Raw genomic sequence first — 16,851 nt, 5'->3', positions numbered from 1 at the left:
TAATCGATTAAGCAAAAATTTAAAGAATATAAAAAAAACCTTACTAAAAAGTAAGGTTTTAAAACTGATAAGTATATTATCTATTTATATTTTAAAAGCATTTTCTTTTGGAAAATATGCAGTTTCTGCTAATTCTTCTTCAATTCTTAATAATTGATTGTATTTAGCCATTCTATCTGAACGTGAAGCTGAACCTGTTTTTATTTGCCCACAGTTTAATGCTACAGCTAAATCTGCAATAGTATTATCTTCTGTTTCACCAGATCTATGAGACATTACAGAAGTATAACCAGCATTTTTAGCCATATTTACAGCTGCAATAGTTTCTGTTAAACTACCAATTTGGTTTACTTTAATTAAAATTGAATTTGCAATTCCATTTTCGATTCCTCTACCTAAACGCTCTACATTTGTTACAAATAAATCATCACCAACTAATTGAACTTTATCACCAATCTTTTCAGTTAAGTATTTCCAACCTTCCCAATCGTTTTCATCCATACCATCTTCAATAGAAATAATAGGATAGTTAGCTGCTAATTCAGCTAAATAATCAGCCTGCTCTTGGCTAGTTCTTACTACACCTTTACTACCTTCAAATTTAGTATAGTCGTAAGCTCCATCAACATAAAATTCTGCTGCAGCACAATCTAAAGCAATCTTAACTTCATCACCAAAAGAATAACCTGCATTTTTAACTGCTAAAGCAATTGTATCTAGTGCATCTTCTGTACCATCTAAAGTTGGTGCAAAACCACCTTCGTCTCCTACTGCTGTAGATAAATCTCTATCGTGTAAAACTTTCTTTAAGTTATGAAAAATTTCAGAACCCATTTTCATAGCTTCTGTAAATGTTTCAGCTTTAACTGGCATAACCATAAATTCTTGAAAAGCAATAGGTGCATCTGAATGAGAACCACCATTAATGATATTCATCATTGGTAATGGTAAAGTGTTTGCAGAAACACCACCTACATATCTATACAAAGGCATACCTAATTCATTTGCAGCTGCTTTTGCAACAGCTAAAGAAACTCCTAATATTGCATTAGCTCCTAATTTAGATTTATTTGGAGTACCATCTAAATCTATCATTAATTTGTCTATTGCATTTTGCTCAAAAACAGAAACTCCTAAAAGTTCTTCTGCAATAATGCTATTTACATTATCTACAGCTTTTAGAACTCCTTTACCCATATAATCTTTACCACCATCTCTTAACTCTACTGCTTCATGTTCTCCTGTAGATGCTCCAGAAGGAACTGCTGCTCTACCTAAAACTCCATTTTCAGTAGTTACATCTACTTCTACAGTTGGGTTTCCTCTTGAATCAAAAATCTGACGTGCGTGAACGCTAATAATAATGCTCATTTTAATATTTTTTGTTTAATTAATTGAATCTTTTACTACAGTGCTAATTTACAAAAATGAAACAAGTTATATATGATATGTATTTGATTAATTACGAAAACGTTTGCTATTATTAGAATAAAAAAAACCCACTCAGAAACTGAGTGGGAAAATTGCTATGAAAAAGAATGTGATTTCTCAACCACAGTTCAAATATACTTCAAATATTTATTAAAATACCATAAAATAGATAAATAACGATTTTGCATAGACCATCTGCAAAAATGTTACGATAAAACTTTTTTAGATTCCTTAATATTTGAAATAAATTGATCAAATAAATATTCTGAATCATGTGGTCCTGGACTAGCTTCTGGATGGTATTGTACAGAAAAAGCATTTTTATCTTTAATACGAATACCAGCTACAGTATGATCATTTAAATGCAAATGTGTAATTTCTACATTCTCATTAGCTTCTGTTTCTTCTCTATTGATAGCAAAACCGTGATTTTGAGATGTAATTTCTCCTTTACCTGTTAATAGATTCTTAACTGGATGGTTAATACCTCTATGACCATTGTGCATTTTATAAGTAGAAATTTCTTGTGATAAGGCAATTACTTGATGACCTAAACAAATACCAAATAATGGTAAATCTCTTTTTATAATTTCTTTTGCAACTTCTTGTGCTTCCACTAAAGGTTCAGGATCACCAGGTCCATTAGAAATAAAATATCCATCAGGATTAAAATTTTCTAATTCTAAAAACGTTGAATTATATGGATATACTTTAATATAAGCTCCTCTTTTAGCTAAATTTCTTAAGATATTCTTTTTAATACCAATATCTAAAGCAGAAATTTTTATATCAGCATTTTCATCACCTATAAAATATGGTTCTTTGGTTGATACTTTAGAAGCCAACTCTAAACCTTCCATACTAGGTACAGCTGCTAATTGACTTTTTAATTCATCAATTTTATCAACTTCAGTAGAAATAATAGCATTCATTGCACCATTATCTCTAATATACGATACTAATGCCCTAGTATCTACATCTGAGATTGCAACTAAATTATGTTTTATAAACCAGTCTTTTAGGTTTCCATCAGAATCTACTCTTGAGTGTGTAAAACTGAAATTTCTACAAATTAAACCTGAAATTTTAATTCCATCAGATTCAACTTCATCGTTATTTATTCCATAATTACCAATGTGTGCATTTGTAGCCACCATTAATTGTCCAAAATAAGATGGATCTGTAAATATTTCTTGATAACCTGTCATACCTGTATTAAAACAGATTTCTCCTGTAGAAGTTCCTTCTATACCAACAGATTTTCCATAAAAAATTGTTCCGTCTGCTAATAGTACTAGTGCTTTCTTTCTTTGTTGATATTTCATTCTTGTTTTGATAATTTTTCTGACTTTGCAAAAATAAGAATTATCATCTTTTTTTAAGTCAAAGAGTTATTAGTTTTTTTTGACAATAAAAAAGGGATAAACATAAATGCTTATCCCTTTTTAAAATATTTAAACTAAAAAATTTTCATTTTTTATTCTTCTGATTTTTGTTCAGCTGAAGTTTCTTCTACTTGAGCAGTTGCTTCAGTTTTAGAACTACCTCTTCTACTTCTACGAGTAGTTTTCTTAGCTTGTTTACCTTTAGGGTTATAAATTTCGTTGTAATCAACTAATTCAACCATTGCCATAGGAGCATTATCTCCTTGACGATTTCCTAATTTAATAATACGAACATAACCTCCTGGTCTGTCTGCAACTTTAACAGAAACTTCTCTAAAAAGCTCAGTTACTGCATATTTATCACGTAGATAAGAGAATACAACACGTCTATTGTGAGTTGTATCTGACTTAGACTTTGTAATTAATGGCTCTACAAAAACTCTTAATGCTTTTGCTTTTGCTACTGTAGTGTTAATACGTTTATGTTCTATTAAAGAACAAGCCATATTAGCTAACATCGCCTTTCTGTGCGCTGTTTTTCTACCTAAATGATTGTGTTTTTTTCCGTGTCTCATTTTGACGTTTGTTTTATGCTTTCATCTTGCATCTACCCTTTTTGAGGAGCAAAATATGAAAGGTTAATCTCTATCTAATTTGTATTTTGTTAAATCCATTCCGAAACTTAAACCTTTAACTATAACTAGTTCTTCTAGTTCTGTTAATGACTTTTTACCAAAGTTTCTAAACTTCATTAAATCACTTTTGTTAAAAGAAACTAAATCTCCTAATGTATCTACCTCTGCTGCTTTTAAACAATTTAAAGCTCTAACAGATAAATCCATATCAATTAATCTAGTTTTTAATAATTGACGCATATGTAAAGATTCTTCATCATATGTTTCAGTTTGTGCAATTTCATCAGCCTCTAAAGTGATACGCTCATCAGAGAATAACATAAAGTGGTGAATTAATATTTTTGCAGCTTCTGTTAATGCATCTTTAGGATTAATTGAACCATCAGTATCAATATCGAAAACTAATTTTTCATAATCCGTTTTTTGTTCTACACGATAATTTTCGATTGAATATTTTACATTCTTAATTGGTGTGTAGATAGAATCTGTAAAGATTGTACCAATTGGTGCTGAAGATTTTTTATTTTCTTCTGCAGGTACAAATCCTCTACCTTTTTCTATGGTAATTTCTGCATTTAATTTTACAGATTTATCCATGTTACAAATAACTAAATCTGGGTTTAATACTTGAAAACCAGAAATAAACTTCTGTAAATCTCCAGCAGTAAACTGCTCTTGACCAGATATTGAAACAGATACAGTTTCTCTATCAGTTTCATCTATTTGTTTCTTAAAACGAACTTGTTTTAAGTTTAAGATAATTTCTGTAACATCTTCTACAATACCTGGTACTGTAGAAAACTCATGCTCTACACCATCTACTCTTAATGATGTAATTGCAAAACCTTCTAAAGAAGATAATAAAACTCTTCTTAAAGCATTACCCACTGTTAAACCAAAACCTGGTTCTAATGGTCTGAATTCAAATCTACCTTTAAAATCAGTAGATTCTATCATAATTACTTTATCAGGTTTCTGAAAATTTAAAATTGCCATTTATTTCTTCGTTTTAATTGTTATTTAGTTGCGCGGTTTGTAAGAGTGAAGAAAAACAAACTAACCCTTTGGCTAAATACCAATATGATTAAATTATTATTTAGAATATAATTCTACTATTAATTGTTCTTTGATGTTTTCTGGAATCTGTAGTCTTTCTGGTGCTTTTACAAAAGTTCCAGATTTAGTATCATTATTCCAAGTTAACCATTCATAAACAGTACTATTAGATGCTAATGCATCTTCGATTGCTACTAATGATTTAGACTTTTCTCTTACAGCAACAACATCACCATCTTTTAAACTATAAGAAGGTATGTTAACAATTTCTCCGTTAACAGTAATGTGTCTGTGAGATACTAATTGACGAGCTCCACTTCTAGAGTTAGAAACACCCATTCTGTAAACTACGTTATCTAAACGAGATTCACATAATTGTAATAAAATTTCACCAGTAATCCCTTGAGAAGCTGATGCTTTTTTAAATAAGTTACTGAATTGGCGCTCTAAAATACCATAAGTATATTTTGCTTTTTGCTTCTCCATTAATTGAGTAGCATATTCAGATTTCTTCCCTCTTCTTCTTGCATTTCCATGCTGTCCTGGAGGGAAATTTCTTTTTTCGAAGTTTTTGTCTTCTCCAAAAATTGCTTCACCAAATTTACGAGCAATTTTAGTTTTTGGTCCTGTATATCTTGCCATTTCTTTTGTGTTATAGATAGGGATTATGAATTAAGGCTTATCCTTCGCTAATCTTTATCCTATCAAGTTAAAAAATAATATTAATTGTTTAAAAAAGATGCTGAAACATTGTTCAGTATCTTTTTTTATAAGAATATAAATTATACTCTTCTTCTTTTAGGTGGACGACATCCATTATGTGGAATAGGAGTAACATCAATAATTTCTGTTACTTCGATACCTGCATTGTGTAAAGACCTAATAGCAGATTCTCTACCATTACCAGGCCCTTTTACATAAACTTTTACTTTACGTAAACCTGCTTCTTTTGCAACACCTGCACAATCTTCTGCTGCTAATTGAGCTGCATAAGGAGTATTCTTTTTAGAACCTCTAAAACCCATTTTACCTGCAGAAGACCAAGAAATTACGTCTCCTCTTTTATTTGTTAAAGAAATAATGATGTTATTAAAAGATGCTGTTACATGAGCTTCACCTATTGCATCAATTATTACTTTACGTTTTTTTGCACTTGCTTTTGCCATAATATTAAATGTTTAGTTATTATGTTTAGTAAATTGTATTTATAAATACGGCACACTAAACCATAACTAGGTTAATCACTAACTTATTTTTTCTTGTTAGCAACAGTTTTTCTCTTACCTTTTCTAGTACGAGAGTTATTTTTTGTTCTTTGACCTCTTAAAGGTAATCCCATTCTATGACGGATTCCTCTTTGACATCCAATATCCATCAAACGTTTGATGTTTATTTGAACTTCTGAACGTAATTCACCTTCAATGGTAAAAGTACCTACTTGCTCTCTAATTGCTGCGATTTGATCATCTGTCCAATCTTGAACTTTAATACTTTCGTCAACCTCTGCGTTAGCTAAAACTTCTTTAGCTCTACTGTTTCCTATACCAAAGATGTAAGTTAAAGCAATAACTCCTCTTTTATTCTTTGGAATATCAATACCTGCTATTCTTGCCATTACCCTTGTCTTTGTTTAAATCTAGGATTTTGTTTATTAATCACATATAATCTACCTTTTCTGCGTACTATTTTGCAGTCGGCACTTCTTTTTTTAACTGATGCTCTAACTTTCATCTGTATATTTTTTTAGTATCTGTAAGTAATTCTTGCTTTTGTTAAATCATAAGGACTCATTTCTAATTTCACTTTATCACCAGGTAATAATTTGATATAATGCATACGCATCTTTCCTGAAATGTGAGCCGTTACAATATGTCCGTTTTCTAACTCTACACGAAACATAGCATTTGACAATGCTTCTGTAATAGTTCCATCTTGTTGAATTGCGGGTTGTTTAGCCATCTTACTTATTCGATTTTCTGTTACTATTTCCTGGTTTCATTAAACCATCATAATGACGATTTAATAAATATGAATTTATTTGTTGTAAGGTATCAATTGCAACACCAACCATAATAATTAATGATGTACCTCCATAAAACATTGCCCAACTTTGTTGTACTCCAAACTGAACTACAACTGCTGGTAATATTGATAATACTGCTAAAAATATAGATCCTGGTAATGTAATTCTTGATAATACAGAATCTAATCTATCTGCGGTGTCTTTACCTGGTCTGATACCTGGTATAAAACCACCACTTCTTTTTAAATCATCTGCCATTTTATTTGTGGGAATAGTAATAGCAGTATAGAAATAACTAAAAATGATAATTAATAAAGCAAAAATAATATTATATCCTAACCCATTAATATCTTGTAAGCTTGCCATAAATGGAAACTTTTGAGCTAAAGCAACAGGTAAAAACATTATTGCTTGAGCAAATATAATTGGCATTACCCCAGCTGCATTTAATTTTAAAGGAATATAATCTCTAGATGATCCAGCAACATTTTGCACATTACCTGCAACAGTTCTTCTGGCGTATTGAACTGCTATTTTTCTAACAGCAGTAACCAATAATACAGATAATAAAATTACAACAAACCAAACTATGATTTCAATTAAAACCATCATAATACCACCAGCACCTGCGTTAGTAGTTTTAGCCACAAACTCTTGTAAAAATGCTGCAGGAAAGTTAGCAATAATACCTACAGTAATTAATAATGATATTCCATTACCAATTCCTTTATCTGTAATACGCTCACCTAACCACATAGCAAATATTGTACCTGCAGTAAGTATAACAATAGAAGAAACCCAAAAAGTCGGGCCAGAAACTAAAAATGCTTCTGGTCCTAAACCAAATTGAGTTTTAATAGCTGTAATATACGTTGGTGCTTGCACCAAAGTAATACCAATAGTCAACCATCTTGTGATCTGTGTAATCTTTTTACGTCCACTTTCCCCATCTTTTTGTAATTTCTGTAAATAAGGAACAGCAATTCCCATTAATTGAACTACAATAGAAGCAGAAATATAAGGCATAATACCAAGAGCCATAACAGACGCTCGTGCAAATGCCCCTCCAGTAAATGCATTCAATAATCCTAAAAGACCATCTGAAGCACTATCTTTTAAAGCTGCTAACTGTAATGGATCAATCCCTGGTAAAGGAACTGATGCCATAAAACGATATACAGCAATTAAACCGATAGTCAGAAGAATTTTATTTTTTAATTCTTCAATACTAAAAATCTCTTTTAATTTATTAATTAAATTCATCATTTACGGAATGTTATAAAGTTACAGCTTCTCCTCCAGCTGCTTCAATAGCTGCCTTTGCTGATGCTGTATATTTATGTACAGTTATGTTTAATTTAGTTTTTAACTCTCCACTACCTAAAATTTTAACTAGGTCGTTTTTTCCTGCTAATCTATTAGCAATTAAAATATCTAAATTTACTGTATCAGTTATCTTACCACTATCAACTAAAGCTTGTAACTTGTCTAAGTTGATACCTTGATATTCTTTACGGTTTATATTAGTGAAACCAAATTTTGGAACACGTCTTTGAAGTGGCATTTGCCCACCTTCAAAACCAATTTTTCTAGAATAACCTGAACGAGATTTTGCCCCTTTGTGACCTCTTGTAGAAGTACCTCCATGACCAGAACCTTCACCACGTGCGATTCTTTTCTCTTTTTTAACAGATCCTTCTGCTGGTTTTAAGTTATGTAAACTACTCATTTTAAATATCTTATTTTAATTCCTCTACAGAAATTAAATGTGAAACTTTATTTACCATACCAACAATTGAAGGAGTTGCCTCATGCTCAACTGTCTGGTTTAATCTACGTAAACCTAATGCCTCTAAAGTTCTCTTTTGATTCTTAAGACGCCCGATTTGACTTTTTACTTGTGTAACTTTAATTTTTGCCATCGTTCTTAGATTTATCCGTTAAATACTTTTTCTAAAGAAACACCTCTTTGTTTCGCAATTGCAGCTGCACTACGTAATTGTAATAAAGCATCGAAAGTTGCTTTTACTGCATTATGAGGGTTAGAAGATCCTTGAGATTTAGATAATACATCATGTACACCTACAGACTCCAACACTGCACGAACTGCACCACCAGCTATCACCCCTGTACCAGGAGAAGCTGGTTTGATGAATACTTTTGCACCACCAAATTTACCTTTTTGTTCGTGAGGTAAAGTACCTTCTAAAATTGGTATTCTTACTAAATTTTTCTTAGCATCTTCTACTGCTTTTGCAATAGCAGAAGAAACATCTTTAGATTTTCCTAATCCGTGACCAACAACACCATTACCATCGCCAACAACAACAATAGCAGAGAAACCAAATGCTCTACCACCCTTTGTTACTTTGGTTACACGTTGTACACCAACTAATCTATCTACAAGCTCTAATCCACTTGGTTTAACTCTTTCTACGTTTTTATAACCTTGCATAATTTCTTAAAATTTTAAACCAGCTTCTCTTGCAGCATCTGCTAATACTTTAACTCTACCATGGTATAAATAACCATTTCTATCGAAAGCAACTGTTTCTACTCCTGCTTTAACAGCTTTTTCTGCTATTGTTTTACCAACTTCAGTTGCTGCTTCAGCTTTAGTAGCTGCTTTTATATCTCTTGATGAAACTGAAGCTAATGTTACTCCGTTTACATCATCTATTAATTGAGCGTAAATTTCTTTGTTACTTCTATAAACCGACAATCTTGGTTTAGTAGCTGTACCAGAAATAATCTTTCTAATTCTACGCTTAATTCTAGCTCTTCTCTGTAATTTTGATAATGCCATAGTGCTATATCTTATGCAGATTTACCTGCTTTTCTTCTTAATACTTCACCAACAAACTTCACACCTTTACCTTTATATGGCTCTGGAGCTCTGAAAGAACGAATCTTTGCAGCAACTTGACCTACTAATTGTTTGTCAAATGAAGATAATTTAATGATTGGGTTTTTCCCTTTCTCTGATACAGTTTCAACTTTTACTTCTGGAGCTAAGTTTAAAACAATATTATGAGAGAAACCTAAAGCTAAGTCTAATTTTTGCCCTTGATTAGAGGCTCTATAACCTACACCAACCAATTCTAATTCTTTAGTCCATCCTTTAGAAACACCTTCAATCATATTAGCGATTAAAGCTCTCATTAAACCATGTTGTGCTTTATGGTCTTTACTTTCTGATGCTCTCTCTAAAGTGATAGTTGCATCTTCTATTTTCACTGAAATTCCGTTAGAAATAGTTTGAGATAGCTCTCCTAATTTCCCTTTAACAGTGATTACGTTTTCTTTAATGTTTACATCTACACCTTGTGTGATGCTAACTGGGTTTTTTCCAATTCTACTCATCTTTCAAGGTTTAATAAACGTAACATAAAACTTCTCCTCCAACATTTTCTTGACGTGCTTTTTTATTTGTCATTACACCTTTAGATGTAGAAACAATAGCAATTCCAAGTCCGTTTAATACCCTTGGCATCTCTGAAGACCCCACGTACTTACGCAAACCTGGTGTACTGATTCGTTGAATTTTTCTAATTACTGACTCTTTTGTGTCTCTGTCATATTTTAAAGCTATCTTAATAGTTCCTTGCACTTTATTGTCATTGAACTGGTAACTTAAAATATACCCTTGATCGAACAAAATTTTAGTCATTGCCTTCTTCAAATTAGAAGCTGGCACTTCTACTACTCTGTGTCCTGCTGCGATTGCATTTCTTACTCTAGTAAGAAAATCCGCGATTGGATCTGTATACATATTAATATAAAATTGCGATTACGGTTTTCAAATACCTCTATTTATGCTACAGATTTCTCTGTGATAAATGAACCTATAATCAGTTAAAATTCTTATACTCAAAAAAAATAGAGCGTGCAAAGATACACATTCTATTTTTATTTTTAAGCTTTATTTAAAATTTCTACCAACTTGCTTTTTTAACACCTGGTATTAATCCTTGATTTGCCATTTCTCTGAACGTTACACGAGAGATACCAAATTGTCTCATATATCCTTTTGGACGACCAGTTAACTTACATCTGTTATGCATTCTAATTGGTGAAGCGTTTTTTGGTAATTTTTGCAATGCTTCATAGTCTCCAGCTTCTTTTAAAGCTTTTCTCTTTTCTGCATATTTTGCAACTGTTTTTGCTCTTTTACGTTCGCGAGCTTTCATTGATTCTTTAGCCATTTCTTAATTTTTTTTGAATGGTAAACCTAATTCTCCTAATAGTGACTTTGCTTCCTTATCAGTATTTGCAGATGTTACAAATGTAATATCCATACCGTTAATTTTTTTAACTTGGTCAATATTTATTTCTGGGTAGATGATTTGTTCAGTAATACCTAAATTATAATTACCTCTCCCATCAAATCCATTAGCTTTTATACCGTTAAAATCTCTAACACGTGGTAAAGATGCAGTAACTAATCTATCTAAAAACTCATACATTTTATCACCTCTTAACGTAACTTTTACACCTATAGGCATACCTTTACGTAATTTAAATGATGCAACATCTTTTTTAGACATAGTAGAAATTGCTTTTTGACCAGTAATTTTAGTCAATTCTTCTACAGCATAATCTATTAATTTCTTATCTGCAATAGCAGCACCAACACCTTTAGAAACAACTATTTTTTCTAATTTAGGCACTTGCATTACATTCTTATAACTGAATTCATCAGTAAGAGCCTTTATAACTCTTTCTTTGTATTCTGCTTTTAATCTTGGTACGTAACTCATGATTACTACTATTTTTTAGTTTTTTTAGAGATTCTAGTTTTAGTATCTCCATCAACATTATAACCAACTCTTACAGCAACACCTTCTTCTACTAACATAACGTTAGAGATGTGTAAAGATGCTTCTTTTTTTACAATACCTCCTTGAGGATTTTGAGCACTAGGTTTTGTATGCTTAGATACTAAGTTTACACCCTCTACTAATACTCTATCTTTATCCTTGATAATTTGTAAAACTTTACCTTCAGATCCTTTGTTGTCTCCTGCAATTACTTTTACAGTATCTCCTGATTTTAATTTGAACTTCTTCATCTTATATAATGATTTAAAGCACTTCAGGTGCTAATGATACTATTTTCATGAATTGTTTCTCACGAAGTTCACGAGCTACAGGACCAAATACACGTGTTCCTCTCATCTCCTCAGTAGGATTTAAAAGTACACAAGCATTATCATCAAATCTAATGTATGATCCATCCTTACGTCTAACTTCTTTTTTTGTTCTTACAACAACTGCTCTAGATACTTGACCTTTTTTTACAGTTCCGTTAGGAGTTGCAGCTTTTACTGATACAACAATCTTGTCTCCAATACTTGCGTAACGTTTTTTTGTTCCTCCTAAAACTCTAATTACTAAAACTTCTTTAGCTCCAGTATTATCTGCTACTTTTAATCTTGATTCTGTCTGTAACATATTATTTAGCTCTTTCTAGGATTTCTACTAATCTCCAACGTTTAGATTTACTCATAGGTCTAGTTTCCATTATCCTTACAGTATCTCCTTCGTTGCAATCATTCTGTTCGTCGTGTGCAACATACTTTTTCGTTTTTAAAACGAATTTACCGTACATTGGGTGCTTAACTCTTTTAGTTTCAGATACAACAATAGATTTCTCCATTTTGCTACTAGAAACAACACCAATTCTCTCTTTTCTAAGATTTCTTTTTTCCATCTTTAAAACTGACTATAGAATTATTGTAATTCTCTTTTTGTTAATTCTGTTGCAATTCTTGCTACAGTTCTTCTTAAGCTTCTCAATTGCAATGGATTCTCCATTGGAGTTATTGCGTGAGCCATCTTAAGATCGGTATAATTCTTTTGCAACGCTCCCAATTTCTCATTAAGATCTGCTATAGATAATTCTTTTATTTCTGATTGTTTCATTTTATTTAGAATTATGCGTTAATATCAAAATCTCTTGCTATTACAAACTTCGTTTTTACTGGAAGTTTCTGAGCAGCTAAACGTAAAGCTTCTTTTGCTACGTGCATTGGTACACCACCAACCTCAAACAAAATTCTACCTGGCTTAATAACTGCAACAAAATGATCTGGTGCTCCTTTACCCTTACCCATACGTACCTCTAAAGGTTTTTTGGTAATAGGTTTATCTGGAAATATTTTAATCCATAACTGACCTTCTCTTTTCATATGACGAGTTGCTGCAATACGAGCTGCCTCTATCTGACGAGAAGTTAATAAGTTTTGATCTATGGATTTAATACCAAACATCCCATTAGAAAGTTGATTTCCTCTTTGAGAATTACCAGACATATTTCCCTTGCCCTTCTGTACCTTACGGTATTTTACTCTTTTTGGCTGTAACATTTTTAATTTCTAATTTTAAAAATTATTTTCTTCTACGAGGTCCACGTTTAGATCTGTCACCACCTTTACCACCTTGTTTTTTAGACAAGCCAACTAATGGAGATAATTCTCTTTTACCATAAACTTCACCCTTCATGATCCATACTTTTATACCTAATCTTCCGTAAGTAGTATGAGCCTCAACAAGTGCATAATCAATATCAGCTCTAAAAGTAGATAGAGGAATTCTACCTTCTTTAAAATGTTCTGAACGTGCCATTTCTGCTCCATTTAAACGACCTGAAATTTGGATTTTAATCCCTTCAGCATTCATTCTCATAGTTGCTTGGATAGCCATTTTGATAGCTCTCTTGTAAGAAATTCTATTTTCAATTTGACGTGCTACACTAGTTGCAACTAATTTTGCATCTAATTCTGGACGTTTAATTTCAAAAATATTAATTTGAACTTCTTTACCAGTAATTTTTTTAAGCTCTTCTTTTAACTTGTCTACCTCTTGACCACCTTTACCAATAATGATACCTGGACGTGCAGTAGTAATAGTTACAGTTACAAGTTTAAGCGTACGCTCAATAATTACTCTAGAAACACTTGCTTTAGATAATCTAGCATTAATATACTTTCTTATCTTATCATCTTCAGCAATTTTATCTCCGTAGTCATTTCCACCATACCAGTTAGATTCCCAACCTCTGATGATTCCTAAACGATTTCCTATTGGATTAGTTTTTTGTCCCATTTCTACTTTGATTAATTACTTAATTTTTTGCTACCTAACTCTAAAGTAACGTGATTAGAACGCTTACGAATTCTATGAGCACGACCTTGTGGAGCTGGTCTTAATCTTTTTAACATTCCTGCGCTATCTACACAAATAGATTTCACATATAAACCTGCGTCTTCAATAGTTGCATCTTCATTTTTAGCTTGCCAGTTTGCAATTGCAGACAATAACAATTTCTCTAAATTGATGGATGCTTCTTTAGGGCTAAACTTTAAGATTTGTAAAGCTTTTTCAACTTCTACTCCTCTTACTTGATCTGCTACTAAACGCATTTTTCTTGGTGATGTAGGACAGTTAGTAAGCTTAGCGAAAGCACGTTGCTTTCTATCTGCTTTTAACTGATCTGCCATATTTTTTTTACGAACTCCCATTTCCTACTATTTTTTTCCTTTATTTTTTGCACCAGCGTGTCCTCTAAAAGAACGAGTTGGTGAAAATTCGCCTAATTTATGCCCTACCATGTTTTCTGTAACATATACTGGTACAAACTGACGTCCATTATGAACAGCAATAGTTTGTCCTACAAAATCTGGAGTAATCATACTTGCTCTTGACCAAGTTTTGATTACAGTTTTGTTACCAGCCTCTACATTAGCTAACACTTTTTTCTCTAACTTATAGTGAACGTAAGGTCCTTTTTTTAATGATCTTGCCATAACTTATTATTTCTTTCTACGTTCTATAATATACTTATTACTAGCTTTAGTCTTAGACCTAGTCTTAAATCCTTTAGCAGGAATACCATTTCTAGATCTTGGATGACCTCCAGAAGAACGTCCTTCTCCACCACCCATTGGGTGATCAACTGGATTCATTCTTACAGCGTTAACTCTTGGTCTTCTACCTAACCATCTTCTTCTACCTGCTTTACCAGATACTAATAATTGATGATCTGAGTTAGATACAACTCCTATAGTAGCAGAACAAGTTAAAAGAATTAATCTTGTTTCACCAGAAGGTAACTTAACTGTTGCATATTTACCATCTCTTGCCATTAATTGAGCAAAAGAACCAGCAGAACGAGCCATAACAGCTCCTTGGCCTGGGTGTAATTCTATACAAGAAATTGTAGTTCCTAAAGGAATTTCACTTAAAGGCATAGCGTTTCCAATTTCCGGAGCAACACCACTACCTGATACAATAGTTTGACCTACTTTTAAACCGTTTTGAGCAATTATATAACGTTTTTCACCATCAGCATAACTAAGTAAAGCAATAAATGCAGTACGATTTGGATCGTACTCTATAGTTTTAACTGTTGCAGGCATATCATTCTTATCTCTTTTAAAATCGATAATACGATATCTTTGTTTATGACCACCTCCAATATTACGAGTTGTCATTCTACCTTGATTGTTTCGACCTCCAGATCTTTTTTTCGGTGCCAATAATGACTTTTCCGGCTTATCAGTTGTTATGGTGTCGAACCCATTTACAACTCTAAAACGCTGACCTGGTGTTATTGGTTTTAATTTTCTAACTGACATTCTGTCTTTTCTTAAAGATTGTTATAAAAATCAATACTTTCTCCTTCTGCTAACTGCACAATCGCTTTTTTATACCCGCTCTTAACACCAGTTACTAAACCTTTTTTAGTAAACTTAGTGTTTCTTTGAATAGGGTAATTTAAAGTTTTTACGCTTGATATAGAAACTCCATAAGCTGCTTCAACAGCATCTTTAATCTCTATTTTATTAGCTTTTTTATCTACTACAAATGTATAACGATTATATACTTCACTATCGTTTGTAGCTTTTTCCGTAATAATAGGTTTAATTAAAATACTCATATCCCTATTTGCTTAAATTTAAGTTAATTCCCTCTAAAGAACTTTCAGTAATCACAACTTTATTAGCATTTAAAACACCATAAGTATTAATTTCTGAAGCTTTTACAACTTTAGAATTTTTTAAATTACGTGATGATAAATACACATTTGCATTATCATTACCTAAAACAAATAAAGATTTTTTTGTATCTAATTCTAAAGCTTTTAAAACATCTACAAAGTTCTTAGTCTTTGGAGTCTCAAAGTTTAAATCTTCGATTACTACTAAATTCTTATCATTTGCTTGAATACTTAAAGCAGACTTACGTGCTAAACGCTTTAAGTTTTTATTCAATTTAAAAGAATAATTTCTTGGTCTTGGACCGAACATACGACCTCCACCTCTAAAAACACCAGACTTGATAGAACCTGCTCTTGCAGTACCAGTTCCTTTTTGCTTTTTTATCTTTCTTGTAGAACCAGTAATTTCTGCTCTTTCTTTAGATTTATGAGTTCCTTGACGTTGATTAGCCAAGTATTGTTTAACATCTAAATAAATTGCATGATCATTAGGCTCAATACCAAATACATCATTAGAAAGCTCAACCTTTCTACCTGTATCTTTTCCTGTAATATCTAAAACTGCTAATTCCATTATTTCTGAATAGTTACAAAAGCATTTTTGTGTCCAGGAATAGCTCCTTTAACAACAAGTAAGTTCTTTTCAGCAACTACTTTTAATACCTTTAAGTTTTGTACTTTCACTTTTTCTCCACCCATTCTTCCTGCCATACGCATTCCTTTGAATACTCTTGCAGGATAAGAAGCAGCACCAATTGAACCAGGAGCTCTTAAACGGTTATGCTGACCGTGAGTTGCTTGACCAACACCACCAAAACCGTGACGTTTTACAACACCTTGAAAACCTTTACCTTTAGACACACCTGATACATCAACGAATTCGCCTTCTTCAAAATGCTCTACTGTAATAGCATCTCCTAATTTATACTCCTCTTCAAACCCTTGGAATTCAACGACTTTTTTCTTAGCAGTGGTGCCAGCTTTTTTAAAGTGACCATCTAACGCTTTGTTAGAACTCTTCGCCTTTTTGTCATCGAAACCAAGTTGTAACGCATTGTATCCGTCAACCTCTTCGGTTCTGACTTGGGTAACAACGCAAGGACCTGCTTCGATTACTGTACAAGGAATATTCTTCCCATTTTCGTCGAATAAGCTGGTCATTCCAATTTTTCTACCTATTAACCCAGACATTTAGTTAAAATTTTAGACGATAGATATATTTATCCAGCGCGTCTATTATTAATAATTATTTGTTTTGAAACAATTGTTTCACTCTTAATCCGTAAAATTTCACTTAAAAAAAAACAGCGCAAACAAATTC

General features: G+C 32.3%; 30 protein-coding genes. All 30 read right to left on the bottom strand.

What is annotated here, in order from left to right; genetic code table 11:
• Positions 1–84 precede the first annotated feature (84 nt).
• Positions 85–1,371 (bottom strand): phosphopyruvate hydratase, encoded by a 1,287-nt coding sequence (gene eno / locus KO506_RS00670; RefSeq protein ID WP_215992984.1) that lies wholly within the window; start codon positions 1,369–1,371, stop codon positions 85–87.
• A gap of 266 nt (positions 1,372–1,637) precedes the next feature.
• Entirely contained in the window at positions 1,638–2,756 is a 1,119-nt protein-coding gene (carA, locus tag KO506_RS00665) for a glutamine-hydrolyzing carbamoyl-phosphate synthase small subunit (RefSeq protein WP_215992983.1), read from the bottom strand.
• A gap of 152 nt (positions 2,757–2,908) precedes the next feature.
• Positions 2,909–3,391 (bottom strand): 50S ribosomal protein L17, encoded by a 483-nt coding sequence (gene rplQ, locus KO506_RS00660; RefSeq protein WP_215992982.1) that lies wholly within the window; start codon positions 3,389–3,391, stop codon positions 2,909–2,911.
• 63 nt (positions 3,392–3,454) lie between these two features.
• Complete coding sequence (locus KO506_RS00655) at positions 3,455–4,447, bottom strand: DNA-directed RNA polymerase subunit alpha (protein WP_215992981.1); 993 nt, start codon at positions 4,445–4,447, stop codon at positions 3,455–3,457.
• A gap of 96 nt (positions 4,448–4,543) precedes the next feature.
• Complete coding sequence (rpsD, locus tag KO506_RS00650; RefSeq protein ID WP_068363346.1) at positions 4,544–5,149, bottom strand: 30S ribosomal protein S4; 606 nt, start codon at positions 5,147–5,149, stop codon at positions 4,544–4,546.
• Positions 5,150–5,289: 140 nt separating this feature from the next.
• Positions 5,290–5,673 (bottom strand): 30S ribosomal protein S11, encoded by a 384-nt coding sequence (gene rpsK, locus KO506_RS00645; protein WP_068363343.1) that lies wholly within the window; start codon positions 5,671–5,673, stop codon positions 5,290–5,292.
• Between the two features lie 83 nt (positions 5,674–5,756).
• Positions 5,757–6,122: a 30S ribosomal protein S13 gene (gene rpsM, locus KO506_RS00640; RefSeq protein WP_215992980.1), complete on the bottom strand. Its 366-nt coding sequence runs from the start codon at positions 6,120–6,122 to the stop codon at positions 5,757–5,759.
• Positions 6,122–6,238, bottom strand: a complete 117-nt coding sequence (gene ykgO, locus KO506_RS00635; RefSeq protein WP_004568720.1) for a type B 50S ribosomal protein L36 — start codon at positions 6,236–6,238, stop codon at positions 6,122–6,124. Before ykgO ends, rpsM begins: the two co-directional genes overlap by 1 nt.
• A 12-nt stretch (positions 6,239–6,250) precedes the next feature.
• Positions 6,251–6,466 carry a translation initiation factor IF-1 gene (infA, locus tag KO506_RS00630; RefSeq protein ID WP_068206835.1) on the bottom strand — a complete coding sequence of 72 codons (216 nt, stop codon included), beginning with the start codon at positions 6,464–6,466 and terminating at the stop codon, positions 6,251–6,253.
• Between the two features lies 1 nt (position 6,467).
• On the bottom strand, positions 6,468–7,793 hold the full coding sequence (gene secY, locus KO506_RS00625; protein ID WP_215993017.1) for a preprotein translocase subunit SecY: 1,326 nt from the start codon (positions 7,791–7,793) through the stop codon (positions 6,468–6,470).
• 13 nt (positions 7,794–7,806) lie between these two features.
• Positions 7,807–8,259, bottom strand: a complete 453-nt coding sequence (rplO, locus tag KO506_RS00620; protein ID WP_215992979.1) for a 50S ribosomal protein L15 — start codon at positions 8,257–8,259, stop codon at positions 7,807–7,809.
• A gap of 10 nt (positions 8,260–8,269) precedes the next feature.
• Entirely contained in the window at positions 8,270–8,452 is a 183-nt protein-coding gene (rpmD, locus tag KO506_RS00615) for a 50S ribosomal protein L30 (protein ID WP_215992978.1), read from the bottom strand.
• Between the two features lie 11 nt (positions 8,453–8,463).
• A complete protein-coding gene (gene rpsE / locus KO506_RS00610; RefSeq protein WP_076686301.1) occupies positions 8,464–8,988 on the bottom strand; it encodes a 30S ribosomal protein S5 in 525 nt (174 codons plus the stop codon).
• Between the two features lie 3 nt (positions 8,989–8,991).
• On the bottom strand, positions 8,992–9,336 hold the full coding sequence (rplR, locus tag KO506_RS00605) for a 50S ribosomal protein L18 (protein WP_215992977.1): 345 nt from the start codon (positions 9,334–9,336) through the stop codon (positions 8,992–8,994).
• Between the two features lie 11 nt (positions 9,337–9,347).
• Complete coding sequence (gene rplF, locus KO506_RS00600; protein ID WP_068363329.1) at positions 9,348–9,893, bottom strand: 50S ribosomal protein L6; 546 nt, start codon at positions 9,891–9,893, stop codon at positions 9,348–9,350.
• Between the two features lie 10 nt (positions 9,894–9,903).
• A complete protein-coding gene (gene rpsH, locus KO506_RS00595; RefSeq protein ID WP_215992976.1) occupies positions 9,904–10,302 on the bottom strand; it encodes a 30S ribosomal protein S8 in 399 nt (132 codons plus the stop codon).
• Positions 10,303–10,465: 163 nt separating this feature from the next.
• On the bottom strand, positions 10,466–10,735 hold the full coding sequence (gene rpsN / locus KO506_RS00590) for a 30S ribosomal protein S14 (protein WP_091891535.1): 270 nt from the start codon (positions 10,733–10,735) through the stop codon (positions 10,466–10,468).
• A gap of 3 nt (positions 10,736–10,738) precedes the next feature.
• Positions 10,739–11,290 carry a 50S ribosomal protein L5 gene (rplE, locus tag KO506_RS00585; RefSeq protein ID WP_215992975.1) on the bottom strand — a complete coding sequence of 184 codons (552 nt, stop codon included), beginning with the start codon at positions 11,288–11,290 and terminating at the stop codon, positions 10,739–10,741.
• Positions 11,291–11,298: 8 nt separating this feature from the next.
• Positions 11,299–11,601 carry a 50S ribosomal protein L24 gene (gene rplX, locus KO506_RS00580; protein ID WP_068363312.1) on the bottom strand — a complete coding sequence of 101 codons (303 nt, stop codon included), beginning with the start codon at positions 11,599–11,601 and terminating at the stop codon, positions 11,299–11,301.
• 13 nt (positions 11,602–11,614) lie between these two features.
• Positions 11,615–11,983, bottom strand: a complete 369-nt coding sequence (gene rplN, locus KO506_RS00575) for a 50S ribosomal protein L14 (RefSeq protein ID WP_068363309.1) — start codon at positions 11,981–11,983, stop codon at positions 11,615–11,617.
• 1 nt (position 11,984) lies between these two features.
• A complete protein-coding gene (rpsQ, locus tag KO506_RS00570; protein WP_015482229.1) occupies positions 11,985–12,242 on the bottom strand; it encodes a 30S ribosomal protein S17 in 258 nt (85 codons plus the stop codon).
• A 20-nt stretch (positions 12,243–12,262) separates the two neighbouring features.
• Entirely contained in the window at positions 12,263–12,454 is a 192-nt protein-coding gene (gene rpmC / locus KO506_RS00565; RefSeq protein WP_087565044.1) for a 50S ribosomal protein L29, read from the bottom strand.
• An 11-nt stretch (positions 12,455–12,465) separates the two neighbouring features.
• Complete coding sequence (gene rplP, locus KO506_RS00560) at positions 12,466–12,897, bottom strand: 50S ribosomal protein L16 (protein ID WP_068363304.1); 432 nt, start codon at positions 12,895–12,897, stop codon at positions 12,466–12,468.
• Between the two features lie 22 nt (positions 12,898–12,919).
• Complete coding sequence (gene rpsC / locus KO506_RS00555; RefSeq protein ID WP_068363302.1) at positions 12,920–13,636, bottom strand: 30S ribosomal protein S3; 717 nt, start codon at positions 13,634–13,636, stop codon at positions 12,920–12,922.
• A gap of 11 nt (positions 13,637–13,647) precedes the next feature.
• Positions 13,648–14,052: a 50S ribosomal protein L22 gene (gene rplV, locus KO506_RS00550; protein WP_215992974.1), complete on the bottom strand. Its 405-nt coding sequence runs from the start codon at positions 14,050–14,052 to the stop codon at positions 13,648–13,650.
• A 6-nt stretch (positions 14,053–14,058) separates the two neighbouring features.
• Positions 14,059–14,337: a 30S ribosomal protein S19 gene (rpsS, locus tag KO506_RS00545; protein ID WP_015482224.1), complete on the bottom strand. Its 279-nt coding sequence runs from the start codon at positions 14,335–14,337 to the stop codon at positions 14,059–14,061.
• Positions 14,338–14,343: 6 nt separating this feature from the next.
• A complete protein-coding gene (rplB, locus tag KO506_RS00540; protein ID WP_215992973.1) occupies positions 14,344–15,168 on the bottom strand; it encodes a 50S ribosomal protein L2 in 825 nt (274 codons plus the stop codon).
• An 11-nt stretch (positions 15,169–15,179) separates the two neighbouring features.
• Entirely contained in the window at positions 15,180–15,470 is a 291-nt protein-coding gene (rplW, locus tag KO506_RS00535; RefSeq protein ID WP_215992972.1) for a 50S ribosomal protein L23, read from the bottom strand.
• 4 nt (positions 15,471–15,474) lie between these two features.
• Positions 15,475–16,104 (bottom strand): 50S ribosomal protein L4, encoded by a 630-nt coding sequence (gene rplD, locus KO506_RS00530; protein ID WP_215992971.1) that lies wholly within the window; start codon positions 16,102–16,104, stop codon positions 15,475–15,477.
• Positions 16,104–16,721, bottom strand: coding sequence for a 50S ribosomal protein L3 (rplC, locus tag KO506_RS00525; RefSeq protein ID WP_215992970.1), 618 nt, complete (start codon positions 16,719–16,721; stop codon positions 16,104–16,106). Before rplC ends, rplD begins: the two co-directional genes overlap by 1 nt.
• Positions 16,722–16,851 lie beyond the last annotated feature (130 nt).

Source organism: Polaribacter vadi (assembly GCF_018861005.1).
GTDB classification, from domain to species: domain Bacteria; phylum Bacteroidota; class Bacteroidia; order Flavobacteriales; family Flavobacteriaceae; genus Polaribacter; species Polaribacter vadi_A.
Note: the sequence above shows the minus strand (reverse complement) of the source record. Positions and strands in the feature narration are given on the sequence as shown.